Source organism: Nonomuraea sp. JJY05, assembly GCF_043496855.1.
Classification (GTDB): domain Bacteria; phylum Actinomycetota; class Actinomycetes; order Streptosporangiales; family Streptosporangiaceae; genus Nonomuraea.
The window spans coordinates 35560-52940 of record NZ_JBIEIS010000039.1; the positions used below are offsets into that span (position 1 = coordinate 35560).

General features: G+C 72.8%; 9 protein-coding genes. 8 read left to right on the forward strand and 1 reads right to left on the reverse strand.

Annotated features, from left to right (window positions below; all coding sequences use genetic code 11):
* Nucleotides 1–81 precede the first annotated feature (81 nt).
* A complete protein-coding gene (locus ACFKCF_RS44570) occupies nt 82–3417 on the forward strand; it encodes a S8 family serine peptidase (RefSeq protein ID WP_394501437.1) in 3336 nt (1111 codons plus the stop codon).
* Nucleotides 3418–3465: 48 nt separating this feature from the next.
* On the opposite strand, the gene ACFKCF_RS44575 is transcribed toward ACFKCF_RS44570, so the two are convergent.
* Complete coding sequence (locus ACFKCF_RS44575) at nt 3466–3870, reverse strand: nitroreductase family deazaflavin-dependent oxidoreductase (RefSeq protein WP_394501438.1); 405 nt, start codon at nt 3868–3870, stop codon at nt 3466–3468.
* A gap of 141 nt (nt 3871–4011) precedes the next feature.
* Between ACFKCF_RS44575 and ACFKCF_RS44580 the strand changes: the two genes are divergently transcribed.
* The 7 genes from ACFKCF_RS44580 (at nt 4012) to ACFKCF_RS44610 (ending at nt 17334) form a co-directional block, all read left to right on the forward strand.
* Nucleotides 4012–5046 (forward strand): LacI family DNA-binding transcriptional regulator, encoded by a 1035-nt coding sequence (locus ACFKCF_RS44580; RefSeq protein ID WP_394501439.1) that lies wholly within the window; start codon nt 4012–4014, stop codon nt 5044–5046.
* A 21-nt stretch (nt 5047–5067) separates the two neighbouring features.
* Nucleotides 5068–6333, forward strand: coding sequence for a sugar ABC transporter substrate-binding protein (locus tag ACFKCF_RS44585; RefSeq protein WP_394501440.1), 1266 nt, complete (start codon nt 5068–5070; stop codon nt 6331–6333).
* A 40-nt stretch (nt 6334–6373) separates the two neighbouring features.
* Nucleotides 6374–7297 (forward strand): carbohydrate ABC transporter permease, encoded by a 924-nt coding sequence (locus ACFKCF_RS44590; protein WP_394501441.1) that lies wholly within the window; start codon nt 6374–6376, stop codon nt 7295–7297.
* Complete coding sequence (locus ACFKCF_RS44595) at nt 7294–8115, forward strand: carbohydrate ABC transporter permease (protein WP_394501442.1); 822 nt, start codon at nt 7294–7296, stop codon at nt 8113–8115. The genes ACFKCF_RS44590 and ACFKCF_RS44595 overlap by 4 nt, the downstream gene beginning before the upstream one ends.
* An 11-nt stretch (nt 8116–8126) precedes the next feature.
* Nucleotides 8127–9632: a glucoamylase family protein gene (locus tag ACFKCF_RS44600; protein ID WP_394501443.1), complete on the forward strand. Its 1506-nt coding sequence runs from the start codon at nt 8127–8129 to the stop codon at nt 9630–9632.
* A complete protein-coding gene (locus ACFKCF_RS44605) occupies nt 9629–11413 on the forward strand; it encodes a hypothetical protein (RefSeq protein ID WP_394501444.1) in 1785 nt (594 codons plus the stop codon). Before ACFKCF_RS44600 ends, ACFKCF_RS44605 begins: the two co-directional genes overlap by 4 nt.
* Before the next feature lie 80 nt (nt 11414–11493).
* Complete coding sequence (locus ACFKCF_RS44610; protein WP_394501445.1) at nt 11494–17334, forward strand: CHAT domain-containing protein; 5841 nt, start codon at nt 11494–11496, stop codon at nt 17332–17334.
* Nucleotides 17335–17381 lie beyond the last annotated feature (47 nt).

Consider the following 17381-nt stretch of genomic DNA (forward strand, 5'->3'; position numbering starts at 1 on the left):
TTGGCCAATTCCGGCAGTTGCCGCAATAGGCCACACCTGCCACCTTGTCACCAAATTTCACGGACAACTAGAAATCGGGATGTGCTTCAGAGAACCGCCCTTCTGGGCGTCGTGGTATCGGCCCTCATCGCGGCCGCCACGCCGGCCCAGGCGGCCCCCACCCCCGCCCCCTCCACCAAGGCGACCACCCAGCCGGCAAAGCCGTCCGGACCGCCCAAGACGATCACCCTCGTCACCGGCGACAAGGTCACCCTCCGCGAGCTGCCCGGCAAGCAGACCCAGCTCGACGTCAAGCCCGGCCCCGGCAGGGAGAAGGTCACGTTCGTGCACCGCCGGGGCAAGGACGGGCTCAGCATCGTCCCCACGGACGCGATGCCCCTCCTGGCCGCCGGACGGCTCGACCCCCGGCTGTTCAACGTCACCCGGCTCGCCGCGCTCGGCTACGACGACGCCGCCAGCCCGGCGCTGCCGCTGATCACGACGTACCCGGACCAGCCCGGCGCCGCCACGCTGCGCGCCGCGGGCGGGCACCCGCTGCCCGCGATCAACGGCGTCGCCCAGAGCGAGCCCCGCACCAGCGCGGGCATGCTGTGGAAGGCCCTGACCGGACAGGCCAGGACGGCCGCGGCCGCGCCCGCGAAGATCTGGCTGGACGGCAAGGCCAAGCTCTCCCTCGACGTCAGCGTTCCGCACATCGGCGCGCCCCAGGCGTGGGCGGCCGGCCACACCGGCAAGGACGTGCCCGTCGCCGTCCTCGACACCGGGTACGACGCCGATCACCCCGACCTCCAGGGCCTGGTCACCAAGGCCCAGAACTTCACCGACGAGCCCGACGTCCGCGACCTCAACGGCCACGGCACCCACGTCGCCGCCACCATCGCCGGCTCCGGCGCCGCCTCGGGCGGCCGGTACAAGGGCGTCGCCCCCGGCGCCAAGCTGCTGATCGGCAAGGTCTGCGTGCGCACCGGAGACTGCCCCGACTCGGCCATCATCGAGGCCATGACCTGGGCGGCCGAGAACGGCGCCCGCGTCGCCAACCTCAGCCTCGGCGAGCCCGACTCGGTCGGCGTGGACCCCGTGGAGCAGGCCGTCAACAGCCTGTCGGAGAAGTACGGCACGCTGTTCGTCATCGCCTCGGGCAACGACGGCCCCCAGATGCTCGGCTCGCCGAGCACCGCGGACCGTGCGCTCTCCGTCGGCGCCTCCTACCGCGACGACGACACGGTCGCCCAGTTCAGCAGCACGGGCCCGCGCGTGGGCGACGGCGCGGTCAAGCCCGACCTGATCGCGCCGGGCGTGGAGATCGTCGCCGCGCGGGCCGCGGGCACGGGCCTGGGTTCCCCGGTCGACGACTCGTACACCTCGCTGAGCGGCACCTCCATGGCCACCCCGCACGTGGCCGGGGCCGCCGCGATCGTCGCGGGGCAGCACCCCGACTGGAAGGCCGACCGGATCAAGTCGGCGCTGATGGCCTCCACCGCGCCCGGCGACGAGCTGGGCGCCTACGTCCAGGGCTCCGGCCGCGTGGACGTCGCCCGCGCCGTCACCCAGCAGATCACCGCCGAGCCCGCCACCCTGAACCTGGGCGAGATCGAGCTGCCCAGCCCCGCTCCCAAGGACCAGACGCTCACCTACCGCAACGACGGCGACGCCGCCGTCCGGCTGGACCTCAGCGTTATCGCCAAGGACGGCGAGGGCGCGACGGTGACGCCGTTCAAGCTCGGCGCCACGGCCGTGGAGGTGCCCGCGCACGGCACCGCCCAGGTCAAGGTGACGGCTCAGCCGGGCCCGGTCGGCATGTTCAGCGGCACGGTCATCGCCAGGAACGCCGACGTCACCGTCCGCACCGGCATCGGCATGCGGGTCGAGCCGGAGAAGCGCGCGCTCAAGCTGACCTTCACCGGCAGCGACGGGCAGCCCGCCCAGGCCGCGTTCGCCGGCGTGATCGACCTCGACGCCAAGGACCAGCGCAACTACGACATCGCGAACGGCGCGCTGGACCTCAGACTGCAGAAGGGCCACCGCTACACCGTCGTCACCCTCATGATGGACAGCGACGGCACCCTGGTGATGGCCGCCGACCCGGAGTTCACCCTCGACGCCGACCGCACCGTCGCCGCCGAGGGCCGCAAGGCGCGTCCGGTCACCGTCCGTACGGAGGAGCCCACCGCTCGGCTGGCCATCGGCATGCTCGGCCTGCTGCAGCTCGCCGAGGGCGTGCAGCCCATGGGCGTGGACGTCGACCTGGCCGGCATGTGGGGCGCGGACCGCGTCGAGGGCATCAAGGCCATCCCGACGGCCCGCACCGTGAGCAAGAACTTCGCCTTCTACCGGTGGACGCAGTGGGCCAAGCCGAAGGCCGACGGCAGCTACGACGACAGCCCGTACTTCTACCACCTGATGAAGGCCGAGCCGCGCATCCCCGCCGACCCCGGCTACCAGCCGCGCCGCCGCGACCTAGCCGAGGTCACCTCCACGTACGCCACGCAGCAGGACGCCAAGTTCGGCGAGCGCTTCGCCCTGCCGGTGCTGTACGGGAAGGAGCTGGCCTGGATGCCGTACGGCCAGGTGTCGCGCTTCTCGCTGCCGTTCCGCAGGACCGAGTACTACACGCCCGCCGACACCGGCTGGTACCCGTCCTTCATCCAGTACCTGACGCCGCCGGAGGGCTGGAACGACGTCGACCAGTTCTTCTTCGGCGACACCACCTTCTACCGGGCCGGCCAGAAGACCGCCGACCGCTGGAACACCGGCGTCTTCGCGGCCGCGCTCAACCCCGACGGCGACTACAACTGGCGCGACGAGAACCTGATGCAGTTCTCGGCCGGGCTGTTCGAGGACAGCACGCCGGACCGCGTCTCCTACGGCGAGTACACGGCCCCGCAGGCCAAGGTCTACCGCGACGGCAAGGAGATCTACGCCGCCGACTACCTGCCAGGCCCGGTCGAGGTGCCCGCCGAGACGAAGGCGAGCGAATACCGGCTGACCATGACCGCCGACCGGGAGGCGAAGCAGACCAAGTTCTCCACCCGGGTCAGCGCCGAGTGGAAGTTCAGGTCGAAGTCGGCCGAGCCGGGCAAGCGCCAGGTGCTGCCGCTGCTGACCGTCAAGATCGCCCCTGAGCTGGACGACCGCAACCGGGCGGCGGTGGGTCACATGAGCATCCCGCTGAGCGTCCAGCGCCAGGACGGCTCGCCCGGCCTGCCGCTGCGCAAGCTCACGGTGGAGATCTCCTACGACGACGGCCGCACCTGGTTGCCCACGCTGGTGCATCCGGCGGGCAAGGGCACGTGGGCCGCGCAGACGTGGCACCCCGTCAGCGCGCGCGGCGGGTTCGCCTCGCTGCGCGTCAACGCCGCCGACACCGGCGGCAACGGCTTCACCGAGACCGTCATCAGGGCCTACCAGCTCAGGTGACGTAAGAGGAGCCCCGTCGCGCCCTGACCGGGTGCGGCGGGGCCTGCCTTATTTGACGCGTTCGAGCACGACGACCGGGATGTCGCGGTCGGTCTTCTTCTGGTACTCGTCGTAGTCCGGCCAGGTACGGGCCATCAGCCGCCACAGCTCCGGCTTCTCGTCCTTCGTCGCCGTACGGGCATGAGCCTTGAACTTGTCGCCCTTGACCTGCGCCTCGACCTCGGGATTGGCCAGGATGTTCTTGTACCACTCAGGGTGGTCGGGATCGCCGCCCTTGGACGCGACGATCACGTGGTCGTCACCGTGCTTCTGATAGATGAGCGGCGTCGTGTAGGACCGGCCGGACTTGCGGCCCTTCGTGGTGAGGAGGAGGACTGTCGTGTTGTTCCAGTCGTGTCCCTCCTCGCCATTGGTCTCCTGGTATCGCCGTACATGTTCCTCGCCATAGAGCATGATCCACGACTACCCATCGGGGGCGTGACCTCACCGTTACTTGCGGGGGTCTGTACGAGAAGTTAACAATCCTGGCAGACTGCGTGTGTGTAAGCGCTTACAGTCCAGGGTGGAAGCGCTTACACAATAGGGAGACGCTCGATGGACGTGACCATCTACGAGGTGGCCCAGCGGGCCGGCGTGTCGATCGCGACCGTGTCCCGGGCGCTGCGCGGCACCGGCCCGGTCGCGGCCAGGACGCGCGAGAAGGTGCTCAAGGCCGTCGAGGAGCTCAACTTCACGCCCAGCCGCCTCGGGGTGAGCCTGGCCGAGGGCCGCCACGCCGCCAACGGCATCGTCTTCCCCGACCTCGCGGGCCCCTACTACACCGAGGTCCTGCTCGGCTACGAGGAGGTCGCCTCCGAGCTGGGGCGCTCCGTCGTCATCCTGTCCACCAAGGGGCGCACGCGGGTCAACGACCTGGTCAAGGACCTCGCCGGGCGGGTCGACGGCATGTTGATTTTCGGCCACACCGTCCCCGAGCCGCTGGTCGCCGAGTTGCTGCGGCTCGGCATGCGGCTGGTGTTCATCTCGCGCGACCCGCTGACCGGCGCCGACACGCTGCGCAGCGAGAACCGAGCCTCGGCGGGAGAGCTGGCCGCCCACCTGGCCGGGCACGGCTACGAGCGCTTCGCCTTCCTCGGCGCGCCCATGACCAGCCGGGACGACGTGGACGAGCGCTGGCAGGGCGTGCGGGCGGTGCTCGGCGGCGCGATCGAGGCCGTGGACACGCGCCACTACACCGTCGAGTGCGGCTTCGAGGCCGCCAGAGACCTGCTCAGGGGCAAGGGCAGGCCCGAGGCGATCATCTGCTCCGACGACGAGGTGGCGCTGGGCGCGCTGCTGGCCGCCGAGGAGCTCGGCCTGAGCGTGCCCGGCGACCTGGCCGTGACCGGCTGGGACGACATCATGGCCGCCCGTCACGCCCGCCCGGCGCTGACCACCGTACGCCAGCCCATGCGCGAGCTCGGCGCCCGCGCCGCCCGCGCGCTCGACGAGCTGATCACCGGTGCCCGCGACCTGCCCCGCCACCAGAGCCTGCCCACCGAGCTGGTGGTCCGCTCCAGCTGCGGCCACCACCCCGAGACGTCACCGAGTCCTGACCGCCGAGCCGGAGAACCGTTCCGGCCGCGGTGACCAACCCCCAGGAGGTAGTCCGTGAACACCACCACCCGGCGCGCCGCGGGCGGCGTGCTGGCCCTCGCGATCCTGGCCGCCGGCTGCGGCCGCAACGCAGACAGAACTCCTGAGCAGGCACAGAACGTCACGACCGGCAAGATCACGGGGGAGGTCACGGTCTGGGCGATGGGCGAGGAGGGCAAGGCGCTCGGCGCGTTCGTCAAGGACTTCGAGGCCGCCAACCCCGGCGTGAAGGTCAACGTCACGGCGATCGGCTGGGACGTGGCGCACGACAAGATCACCGCGGCCATCGCGGGCAGCGCCACGCCCGACGTGAGCATGGTCGGCTCCACCTGGTCGGGCGAGCTGGCCAAGACCGGCGCGCTGGAGCCGACGCCCGGCAACCTGGTCGACAAGTCCGTGTTCTTCCCCGGTGCCTGGCAGACGGTCGACGTCAACGGCACCGCGTACGGGGTGCCCTGGTACGTCGAGACCCGGGTCCTGTACTACCGCACCGACCAGGCGAAGAAGGCCGGCGTCGAGCCGCCGCAGACGTGGGAGGAGTTCACCGCGTTCGCCAGGGCGCTCAAGGAGAAGGGCGGCGCGAAGAACGGCTTCAACCAGAGCTACACGCAGGGAGCCTCCTGGCAGGAGGTGCTGCCGCTCATCTGGCAGGCGGGCGGCGAGATCGTCAAGGACGGCAAGTACACGTTCGACACCCCCGAGGCGCTCACGGCGCTCAAGCAGTACGCGTCGCTGTTCACGCAGAAGCTCGCCCCCAACAACACCCCGGAGGGCGCCTTCCCGCAGAGTTTCATCAAGGGGGAGGTCGGCGGCTTCTTCTCCGGCCCGTGGATGGTCGGCGTGCTGAACAACGACGGCGGCCCCGGCTTCAAGGACAAGTTCGACGTCGCGCCCTACCCCAAGGGCCCGGTCTCGGCGACGAGCTTCCTGGGCGGCTCCGACATGGTGGTGTTCAAGAAGGCCAAGAACCGCGACGCCGCCTGGAAGTTCATCCAGTGGCTGAGCGAGCCGAAGGTCCAGGCCAAGTGGTACACGACGGTGAAGTCGCTGCCCGCGGTCGTCAAGGCCTGGCAGGAGCCGGAGCTGACCGCCGACAAGCAGCTCGCGGTCTTCGGCGAGCAGCTCAAGGACGCCAAGACGCCGCCGCCGTTCCCGACGTGGGAGCAGGTGGCCAGGGTGCTGGAGACCGAGCTGGAGAAGCTGGCCCGGGGCGCGCAGACGCCCGAGCAGACGCTCAAGGCGATCCAGTCGCAGGCCGACACGATCGGCACCGGCCTGTGAGCGGATGGGACGCCGGCGCGGAGCCGACGCGGGAGGGCCCATGAGCGTGGCGGTTCCCGCCCGGCGGGTGGCGCCGATCAGGCTCAGGGGCACGTTACGCCAGGCCGGCATCGGCTGGATCTTCATCCTGCCGTTCGTGGTGCTGTTCGCGGTCTTCTACCTGGGCCCGCTGCTGGTCGGCATCGGCATGAGCTTCACCGACATGCGCAGCACCGACGTGAGCGACCCGCTCGCCGTCAACGTGGTCGGGGTCGACAACTACCTGCGGCTCATGAACGACGGCGCCATGCGCAAGGCGGCGCTCAACACCGTGGTCTTCGTGGTCACCGCGCTGCCGCTGACCATCGGGCTCGGGCTGGCGGCGGCCGTGCTGCTCAACTCGGGTATCGCCCGGCTGCCGGCCGCGTTCTTCCGGCTCGGCTACTACCTGCCGAACATCACCAGCATCATCGGCATCGCCGTGGCCTGGAAGTTCCTGCTGGAGCCGGAGGCCGGGCTGGTCAACCGGCTGCTGGAGCTGGTGGGCGTCCAGGGCCCCAACTGGCTGCAGAGCACCTCCACCGCCCTGCCGTCGATCATCGTGATGACGGCCTGGCGCAGCTTCGGCTTCAACATGGTCGTGCTGCTGGCCGCGCTGCAGAGCATCCCGAAGGAGCTGTACGAGGCAGCCGAGGTGGACGGCGCCGGGCGCTGGGCCCGCTTCCGCGCGGTCACCGTGCCCTCGCTGCGGCCCGTGCTGCTGTTCTGCACCGTCTACAGCTCGGTCGGCTTCATGCAGTTCCTGGAGGAGCCGCTGGTCATGACCAGGGGAGGCCCGCTCGACTCCACGCTGTCGGCCTCGCTGGCCATCTTCAACCAGTTCGGCGTCGGCAACTACGGCTACGCGGGGGCCGCCTCGTCCGTGCTGTTCGTGGTGATCGTGGCGCTGGCCGTACTGCAGCTGAGAATGGGGAGGCGCAGATGAGCCGGACCCGCCGCCAGCGCGCGGTCGTCTACCTGGGGTTGAGCCTGGGGCTGGCGCTGGTCGCCGGGCCGTTCCTGTGGACGGCGCTCAGCTCGGTCAAGCCGGAGCGGGAGATCAGGCGCGACCCGCCGACGTTCTGGCCGCAGACGTTCACCCTGGACAACTTCGCGGAGTTGTTCCAGCGGGTGAACATCGGCAACGCCTTCGCCAACAGCATGCTCATCGCGCTCGTGCTGGTCGCCACCAACCTGCTGTTCTGCTCCATGGTCGGCTACGCCTTCGCCAAGCTGTCCTTCCGCGGCAAGAACCTCGCCTTCGGCCTGGTGCTGGTGCAGCTCGCGATCCCGGCGATCGTGCTCATGGTGCCGCAGTTTGTGCTGATCGCGAAGCTCGGCATGGTCAACACGTTCATCGGGATCATCCTGCCGACCGTGGTCACGCCGCTCGGCGTGTTCATGATGCGGCAGTTCATCGCCGATCTGCCGGACGAGCTGATCCACGCGGCCAGGGTGGACGGCGCGGGGGAGTTCCGGATCTTCTTCACGATCATCCTGCCGCTGTGCGGGCCGCCGCTGGCCACGCTGGGGCTGATCACGTTCCTCGGCTCGTGGAACAACTTCCTGTGGCCGGCCGTGGTCGCGCAGAGCGAGGACATGTACACCCTCCCGGTCGCGCTCAACATCCTGAACGGGCACGAGGCCACCCACTACAACCTGCTGGTCGCCGGCTCGGTCGTGGTGATCGCGCCGATCCTGTTCCTGTTCGTCTTCCTGCAGCGCTTCTTCATCCAGGGCATCGCCACCACCGGCCTCAAGTAGAGGAGCCCCTCATGCGCAAGACAGTCCTGTCCGGCGTTTTAGTGCTGGCCCTGGCGGTGCCGGCCGCCCCCGCCGCCGCCTCCACGGACGCCACCCTGCTTCGCTACGCCAAGGACACCTGGCGGTCGATCGCCGCCATGGTGGAGCCGGCCACCGGCCTGCCCGCCGACAAGGTGACCGGCGACCTCGCGACCAGGGCGAAGGTCACCTCACCCACCAACATCGGCACGTACCTGTGGAGCACCCTCGCCGCCCGCGACCTGCGCCTGATCAGCGGCGCGGACGCCGCCGCCAGGGTCGGCAGGGTGATCAGGGCGCTGGAGCGGCTTGAGCGGAACACCCCCACCGGCCAGTTCTACAACTGGTACGATCCCGGCACCCTCCAGTTGATCCACACCTGGCCGGAGACCGGCGACCCGGTGCGCCTGTTCGCCTCCAGCGTGGACAACGGCTGGCTGGCCGCGGCCCTGATGATGGTCCGCAACGCGACCCCGCAATACGCCACCCGCGCCAACCGTCTGCTGACCTCCATGAATTTCGCCTCCTACTACGACCCCGCCGCCCGCCCCGACGCGGGCACCGGGCTGATCCGAGGGGGCTTCTGGCCCGAGCCGCCCGACGGCTGCCACGTCGCGAGCGACTACGCCGGCACCGGCACGACCGTCTACTCGACCTGCCACCACTACGGCGCGCCCGCCGAGACCCGCATCGGCCAGTACGTGGGCATCGCGCTCGGCCAGCTCCCGCGCGAGAGCTACTTCGGCCCGTACCGCACCTTCCCCGACAACGGCTGCGACTTCGGCTGGCAGGACCAGAAGCCGGTCGGCTCGTGGAAGAAGTATCTGGGCGTGAACGTCTGGGAGGGCACGTACGCCTACCGCGGCATGCGCTTCGTCCCGAACTGGGGCGGCTCCATGTTCGAGGCCCTCATGCCGGACCTCGTGGTCCCCGAGGCGAAGTGGGCGCCCAGGAGCTGGGGCCGCAACCACCCGGTGTTCGTCCGCGCCCAGATCGAGCACGGCCTCGACGAGGCCAAGTACGGCTACTGGGGCTTCTCGCCGTCCAACGACCCGCACGGCGGCTACCGCGAGTACGGCGTGGACCCGCTCGGCATGGACGAGCCCGGCTACACCTCCGACCGCGAGCGCACCGGCACCGACCCCGGCTACGAGGGCTGCCGCCCCGCCAAGGCGGAGCCTGCCGCCTACGGCGACGGCGTGGTGACGCCGCACGCCAGCTTCCTGGCGCTGCCGTACGCGAAGGCCGCGGCCATCGACAACCTGGACAAGCTCCGCCGGAACTTCGACTCCTACGGCCCCGGCGGCTTCTACGACGCCGTCGCGGTCCGCTCGGGGGCCGTGTCCAAGTGGTACCTGGCACTCGACCAGGGCATGGTGATGGCCGCCCTGGGCAACGTGCTCACCGGCGGCGACCTGCACCGCTACTTCGCGGGCTCGGGCGTGGAGGCCAAGCTGCGCCCGGTAATGGAAATCGAGGAATGGAACGTCTCTTCATGAACATGGCTGCCCACCGCGACTGGCAGGAGCGCATCGGCCAGGAGTCCGGCGCGATCACCCCGGCCGCCCGGCCCGAGCTGCCGGCCCCGACGGGCCTGTCGGCGCTCCCGGGAGCGGGCCAGGTGACGCTGACCTGGGACGCCGTGCCCGGCGCCATCGGCTACGTGGTGCACAGGGACGGGGCGCCGGCCACGCCGCCGGATGTGGACGTGCCCGCCGTCCCGTCCTGCCGGTACGTGGACACCGGCCACGGAGCGGCGTCCTACCAGGTGGCCGCGGTCGCCGCCGTGGACCACGCCGGCCCGCTGTCCGAGCCCGTCCACGCCGTCCCGCTCGAAGGGCCGGCCGGGGTGTCGATCCACGTGGACGCGGGGCGGGTGACCCGCGAGCTGCCGCGCCCGTGGGCGTACATGGTGGGGTCGGAGCACCTGTCGCACCTGCTGAGCACCGACGAGTGCGGCGGCCGGCCCATCGGCGAGGAGCTGGCCGAGGCGCTGCGCGTCATGCGCGACGAGCTCGGCGTCCAGACGGTCAGGGCGCACGCCATCCTCTGCGACGACCTGGGCGTCTACCGCGAGGTCGACGGTCAGGCGGTCTACGACTTCAGCCGCGTGGACGAGGTCTACGACAAGGTGGTGGCGCTGGGCCTGCGGCCGATCGTGGAGCTCAGCTACATGCCGCGCGACCTGGCCGCCGATCCCTCCAGGACCGTCTTCGGCTACGGTGCCGTCGTCTCGCCGCCGAAGGACTTCGAGGCGTGGAGCGACCTGGTCAGGGCGCTCGTCGAGCACCTGGCCGAGCGGTACGGGATCCACGAGCTGATCGACCACTGGGCCTTCGAGGTCTGGAACGAGCCGAACCTGGCCGTCTTCTGGACCGGCACGCCCGAGGAGTACTTCCTGCTCTACGACGTCACCGCCGCGGCCGTGAAGAACGTCCACCCGGACCTGCGCGTCGGCGGGCCCGCCTCGGCGGCCGACGGCTGGGTGGAGGAGTTGCTCGCCCACGTCGAGGAGTCGGGCGCGGCGCTCGACTTCGTCTCCAGCCACACCTACGGCAACGCGCCGCTCGACTGGCGTCCCGTCCTGGAAAGGTACGGCGTGGACGTCCCCGTCTGGTGGACCGAATGGGGGCCCACGCCCACCCACTTCCACGGCATCGGCGACGGGCCGTTCGGGGCGGCGTTCCTGCTGCACGGCATGAAGTCGGCCGCCGGCCGGATCGCCGCGCTGTCACACTGGGTGGCCTCCGACCACTTCGAGGAGCTGGGCCGGCCGCCGCGGCTGTTCCACGGCGGGTTCGGCCTGCTGACGGTCGGCAACCTGCGCAAGCCGCGCTTCCACGCGCTCACCCTGGCCTCCCGGCTGGGCGACGCGGAGCTGGCCGCCACGCTCGACGGCGACGTGGGCGGCGTCGAGGCGTGGGCGGCCCGGCACGCGGACGGCAGGATCGGCGTGCTGGTCTGGAACGGCACCCTCAACCACGCCCAGGCCGACGGCGCCCCCGAGCTCACCCGTACGGTGTCCCTGACCGTCGACGGGCTCGGCGACGGGGAGTACACGCTCACCCACCACCGCATCGACCGCGACCACTCCAACGTGCAGGCGGCCTGGCAGGCGATGGGCGGCGGCGACTGGCCGGCGGACGAGCAGTGGGACAAGCTCCGGGCAGCCAACACGCTGGACGAGCTGGCCCCGCCGGCCACGGCCGCCGGGAGCACGGTCACCCTCGAATTCGACCTGCCCATGCCGGGCGTGTCCTTCATCGAGCTGACACCGTAAAGGGCGATACCGTACGGGGCGATGTGGAGGTCAAAAGCACGGTTCTGTACGGGCGCGCACGCCGGTGAGAGCCTGTGCCCATGACCGAACCGGCTCGGGCGCTGGCCGCCCGCATCGAGCGGTTCGAGCAGGCCGCGGATCCCGACCTGATCTGGGACCCCGCGGCGCTGGTCGAGGCCGAGCAGGCGATGCGGGCGTGCGCCGGCGACCGGACCGACGCCGTCACCTGGCGCCTGATCGGCCTGCTCCACCTGGCCCGCTACCGGCTGGACCAGCGGTTCACGCAGGACGCGGCGGTGGCGGGCACGTTCTTCGCCGCCGTGGCCGTGGTCGATCCCGGGCGGCTCCCGGAGCGGCTGCGCGGCTCGAACGCGCCCCCCGGCGACTCGGCCGGCACGTGGGCGGGGCTGGTCGAAGAGATGTTCCAGCACGTGGACCCGGCCGCGTACCCGCACGTGGAGCTGCTGGTCCACGCCCTCGTGCGGCGGGCCATGGCGCAGCCCACGCCGGAGGTGGCCGACCGGCTCGGCGAGCTGCTGCTCCGGCAGTCGGCGCGCTCGCCCGACCCGGCCTGGGCGCCCGGCGCGCTGGCTCTGCTGGGCGACGGGCTGGTGCGGCTGTTCGGGGCCACGGGGGAGCTGGAGGTCGTCGACGACGCCGTGCACGTGCTGTTCAGGGCGGCGCTGGCCGATCCGGCGCACGTGGACGAGCTGGCCACGGCGCTCGGGCTGGCGGCGTTCGGCGACAAGGAGCTGGCCGGGGCGTACGTGGCGGCCGCGCAGGCGCCGGCCGGCCAGGAGCGGTCGCAGGCGCTGCTGGCGCTCGCCGAGCTCACCCGGGCGCGCTCGGCCGGCTCGTACGCCGACCGCGATCTGCTGGCGTTCATCAGGGTCGGGCAGTGCGCGCTGGACTTCTGGCACGAGCAGTGGGCCCACCCCGGCGTGCTCGCGCCGTACGCGGCCGGGCTGGTCGAGTGGTTCGTCGTCACGGGGGACGAGCGCTCGCTCGAGGCCGGGACGGAGATGCTGGCCGCCCTGCACGTGACGCCCGGCGAGACGGCGCTCGGGCTCGGCGCCGACCCCGTCGTGCGGCTCGGGCTGCTGGGAGACCGCCGCTGGAACCGCTACGGCGTCACCGGCGACCCCGACGACCTGGAGACCGCCGTCGAGGTCATGCGCGAGGCGGCCGGGCAGGCTCCGCGCGGGCACCCCGACCGCGCCAGGCTGCTCGCCAACCTGGCCAACGCGCTGCTCAGGCGGGCCGTCGTGACCGGCGGGGACCCCGCGGAGCCGATCACAGCCGCGCGTGCCGCGCTCGCGGCCCACGGGGAGCGGGATCCGGCCAGGCCCGGGGTTCTGATGCTGCTCGGCCAGGCGCTCAAGCTCGACCTCGACGCCAGGCACGCCGATGAGGCCATCGCCGCCTTACGGGAGGCCCTGGCGGCCGGTGAGCTGCTGTCGCCGCGGGCGGAGGCGTACGGGCTCGTCTCGGAGGTGCTGCGGTGGCGGGCCGCGCACTCGGGACGGGTCGAGGACCTGCACGAGGCGGTGGCCTCCGCGCGCCAGGGACTGGAGCTGGCCGTGAAGTCCGGCCAGGACCCGGCGCCCGCGCGGCGGGTGCTGTGCGGGGCGCTGCTGGCGCGCTTCTCGGCGCAGGGCGACCCGGGGGACCTCGGGGAGGTGCTCGAGCTCGCCGGGGAGGGGGACCCGGAGCTGCTGTCGCAGCTCGGCGCGGCACTCGACGGGACGCCTGCGCCGGACGAGCGGCTCGCGGCGGCCGCGACCGAGCTGGCGATGGCCACGCGGGACGACGAGGTGGCGGTCGAGCTGCTGCGCTATGCCGAGCGGCAGGCCGGCTCGCCCGGCGAGTTCCTGCTGGAGTCCGGGCTGCGGCTGGCCTCGCTGGGGCGGCCGCGGGTGGCCTGCGTCGTGCTGGGGCGGGCGGCGGAGGCGTTCGGCCCCGCTGAGGGGGCTCGGGTGGCGTACGCGCTGGCCGAGCAGGGGCGCGCGTACCAGGAGCTGGGCGAGCTGGGGTCGGCGCTGGAGTCGTTCGCGCGGTCGGCGGCCGTCTACGGCTCGCTGGGCGAGGTCCGGGCCGAGGCGCTCCAGCTCGGCAGCATGGGCGTCGTGCTGCTCAGAGCCGGCGACCCCGTCCGCGCCCTCGAACACCACCACCGCGCCATCGCCCTGTGCGAGGGCGCCGGGCTGGCGGCGGAGGAGGCGGCCCAGCAGGGGCACACGGCCGAGGCGTTCCTGGCCGCCGGCGACCCGGCCGGCGCCGTGGCCTGCGCGGTCCGGGCCCGCGAGCTCCATCGGGAGCTGGGCGAGGTCGTCCCGGCCGCCATGGCGCTCGTCCACGCCGCCCGGGCGGCCCTCGACCAGGACGACCTCACCGCGGCCGCGGAACGCATGGCCGCCTGCGCCATCGAGCTGGAGGCCGCCGGGGCGTGGGAGGACGCCTGCCGGGTGCTCGACGCGCACGCCGTCCTGCTGGTGGAGCGCGGTCATCCCGGCCAGGCCGCCGCGTGCGAGACCCGGCTGGTGGAGATCGTGCGGCGCAGGGGCGAGCGGCGCGAGCCCGCCGACGAGTGGTACCGCATCGCGGGCCGCCGCCGTGGCCGCGGCGACGTCGACGGCGCCAGGACGGCCTTCGGGCTGGCCGAGCGCGAGTACGAGTCGCTCGGCCACTACGACGGGGCCGCCTCGGCGCGCTACAACCTGGGTGCGCTGTCGTACGCGGAGGGGGAGGCCGGGCAGGCGCTGGAGGAGTTCGGGGCGGCGGCGGAGGCGTTCGCCAGGCTGCGTGCCCCGGTCAAGGAGTCGTCCGCGCTGACCATGCGCGCCTCCTGCCTGACCGCCCTCGACCGCTACGACGACGCGCCGGCCGACCTGGAGCGGGCGCTGGAGCTGGCCGCCGCCGAGGGTGACGTGGGGGCCGTCCTCATCGCCGTGCTGGGGCGGGCCGCGCTGGACCTGCGGCTCGGCTCGTGGGACGAGGCGGCGGAACGGCTGAACTCGGCCCTGGGGCTGTCCGCCGGAGACCCGCTCAAGGAGGCCGTCGTCCGCGACCGGCTGGCAGCGCTGGCGGCCCGTACCGGGGACCTGGACGCGCAGGTGGAGGCGCTGGAGCTGGCGGTGGCCGGATTCCGCGCCGGTGACCAGCCCCGGCTGGCGGCGCTCACCTCGATCAAGCTCGGCTTCGCGCTGGAGGAGCGCGGCGACTTCCGCCGCGCCCGAGCCGCCCTCGAAGCCGGCCTGTCCAGCCTCACCCCATCCATTGACCTGGCGTCGTCCGGCGGCGCCTTCGAGCTCGTCGCGGTCATGGGCGGGGGCCTGGACGCGGAGCTGCTGTCGCGGCTGGCCCGCATCCAGCTCACGCTCGGCGACGCGACCCGCGGCCACGCGACCCTGAGCCAGGCGATCAGGGCGGCGGACGGCGACCGGGCCGAACGGCTGGAGACCTGGCTCCGCATCGAGGAGGCGGAGGCCGCCGGCGACCTGGAGACCGCCCGCACGCTCGCCGAGCAGACGCTCGCCGGCGACCTGGAGACCGCCCGCACGCTCGCCGCCTACCCCGTCAACGGCCGCCCGCCCGCCTCCGAGTACCACTCGGTCCTGCTGGCCAAGCTCTCCGCCTTCTGCCGGGCGCTGGGGGACCTGGAGGCCGCCCGCGCGTACGCCGCCCGCGGCTACGAGTTGCGCGACGCGCTCGTGATCGACCATCTGCGCAACCTCGGCGCGGCGGCCCGGGACCTGGGCCGCCTGGACGAGGCCGCCGACCACCTCACCGAGGCGGTCGCCCGGGCCCGCGACGCCGACGCCGCGCTCCCCGCGGACCTCGTGCGGGCGCTCGACCTGCTCGGTCGCGTCCGCGCCGACCAGGCCCGCTGGCCGGAGGCGGCACACGCCTTCGACGAGGGGCTCGAACTGCTGTCCTCGCCGGTCTGGGGCGCGCTGCGGGCCCCGTTGCTGGCCGGACGGGCCGCACTCCACCTCAAGCTGGGCGAACTGGCGGAGGCGGAGGCCCTCTACCGGCAGTCCATCGCGATCGTGGAGGAAGCGGGTTCCCGTGCGGACCTCGCCGACAGCTACGCCGACCTGAGCCTGGTCTGCGCCCTGCGGGACTCGGCGGACCAGGCCAGGCTCTTCGCCGAGCGCGCCCTGGACATCGAACACGCCCGCGGCCGCACCCGCGGGGTGGTCCTGGCGCTCGTCCTGCTCGCCCGCCTCGAGGACACCTCCCGCGCCGAGGTCGACCTGGCGGAGGCCGCGGCCCTGGCCCGGGAGATCGGATATCGGCCGGGGGAGGCGCTCGCCCTCGGCCGCCTGGGCGCGCTCTACGTGGCCACCACCTCCTACGCCCGAGCCCACCGGCACCTGTCGGAGGCGATCGGGCCGCTGGAGGAGCTCGGACACGAGCTGGAGCTGGGGATCGCCCTGCACGACCGCTCCGTCGCCGCCGAGCGGCTGGGCGACCTGCCGAGCGCGCTCGCCGACGCCGAACGGGCCGGCGACCTGGGCCACGCCGCCGGTCGCGACCGCGCGATCCGGCTGGCCGTACGCCTGGGCCGCGGCCTGGCGGCCTGGCGGCACCTGGAGCACGCCAAGTCCGCCACCCTGTCCACCCACCTCGGTCACCGCCACCTGCCGGACGGCGTGCCCGCCGAGCTCGTGGAGGCCGAGCGGCGCGGACTCGACACCGTGCGGACGCTCAGAGCGGCCGCCCGCAACACCCGAGACCCGGGGGAAGCCGCGAGGCTGCTCGGGCGAGCCCGCACCGCCGAGGCCGAGGTGGAGGCGCTGTGGCGCCGGATGGAACCCCTCGCCCCCGACTACGTCGCCCTGCACCGGGCTCCTCCGCTCGACCGGCTCCACCTCGACGCCCTCGTCACCTCCGGAGGCCGATCCGGCGGCGGGATCGCCGTGGTCGGCTTCCACCTCGGTGAGCAGAGCGTGACGGTGCTCGCCCACCGCACCGGCTGGTCCGGGCCGCGCGCCTTCCCCACCACCGTCGGCCACGAGCTGCTGGCCGACTTCGCCGCCACCACCGCCGGCCGCCGCCCGGGGCTGCTGGACATCGAGGCGCGCCGCCACCGCGCGGCCGTCTGGCGCCGCTTGGCCGACCTCCTGCTGTCGGACACCCTCGACGCGCTCGGCGACGACCTGGACCACCTCCACCTCGTCCCGCACGCCCAGCTGCACCGCGTCCCGCTCCACGCGCTCGCCCCGAACGGCCGCTCGCTCCTCGAACGTGCCCCCGTGTCCTACGCCCCCTCCGTCGCGGCCCTGACCCGCCTCACCCGGCGGGGCCCCGCGACGGGCACCCGGTCGCTGGTGCTCGGATACACCTCGGAGGCTCGGGCCGTCTCTGAAGGCGAGGTTCGGGCCGTCCCCGAAGGCGAGGTTCGGGGCACGCTCGAAGCGGCGGCGCAGGACGCCGGTGCCCTGCTGGGCGTCCCGCCCCACACCGGCTCGGCCGCCACCGCGGCCCGGCTCCCCGGAACCTGGGACGTGGTGCAGCTGTCGTGCCCGGGCGTGTTCGACCCGGCCGACCCGTTCGGCTCGGGCGTCAGGCTCGCCGACGGTCTCCTGACCGGCAGGCGGCTCATGAGCATGGCCGTCGACGCCCGGCTCGTCGTCCTCGGCTCCCACGAACGCGGCCCCGCGCCGGGCGGCGGTGACGACGTGGCCGCCCTGGCCTACGCGTTCCTCCACGCGGGCGCCAGGTCCGTGCTCCTCCCGCTCTGGCCGGTCCCCGACGAGGTCACCAGGGCTCTGATGCGCGACGTCCACACCAGGCTGCGCTCCGGCCTGGGCCCGGCACGGGCGCTGCGGGAGGCCGTGCTGGAGCTGCGCGACCTCTACGGACCCGCCGAGCCCGACCTGTGGGCCTCGTACGTCCTGGTGGGCCTGCCCTCCTGACGCGACGGCGAGCCGGCCCCTACGGTGGGACGCAGCAGGACGCGAGG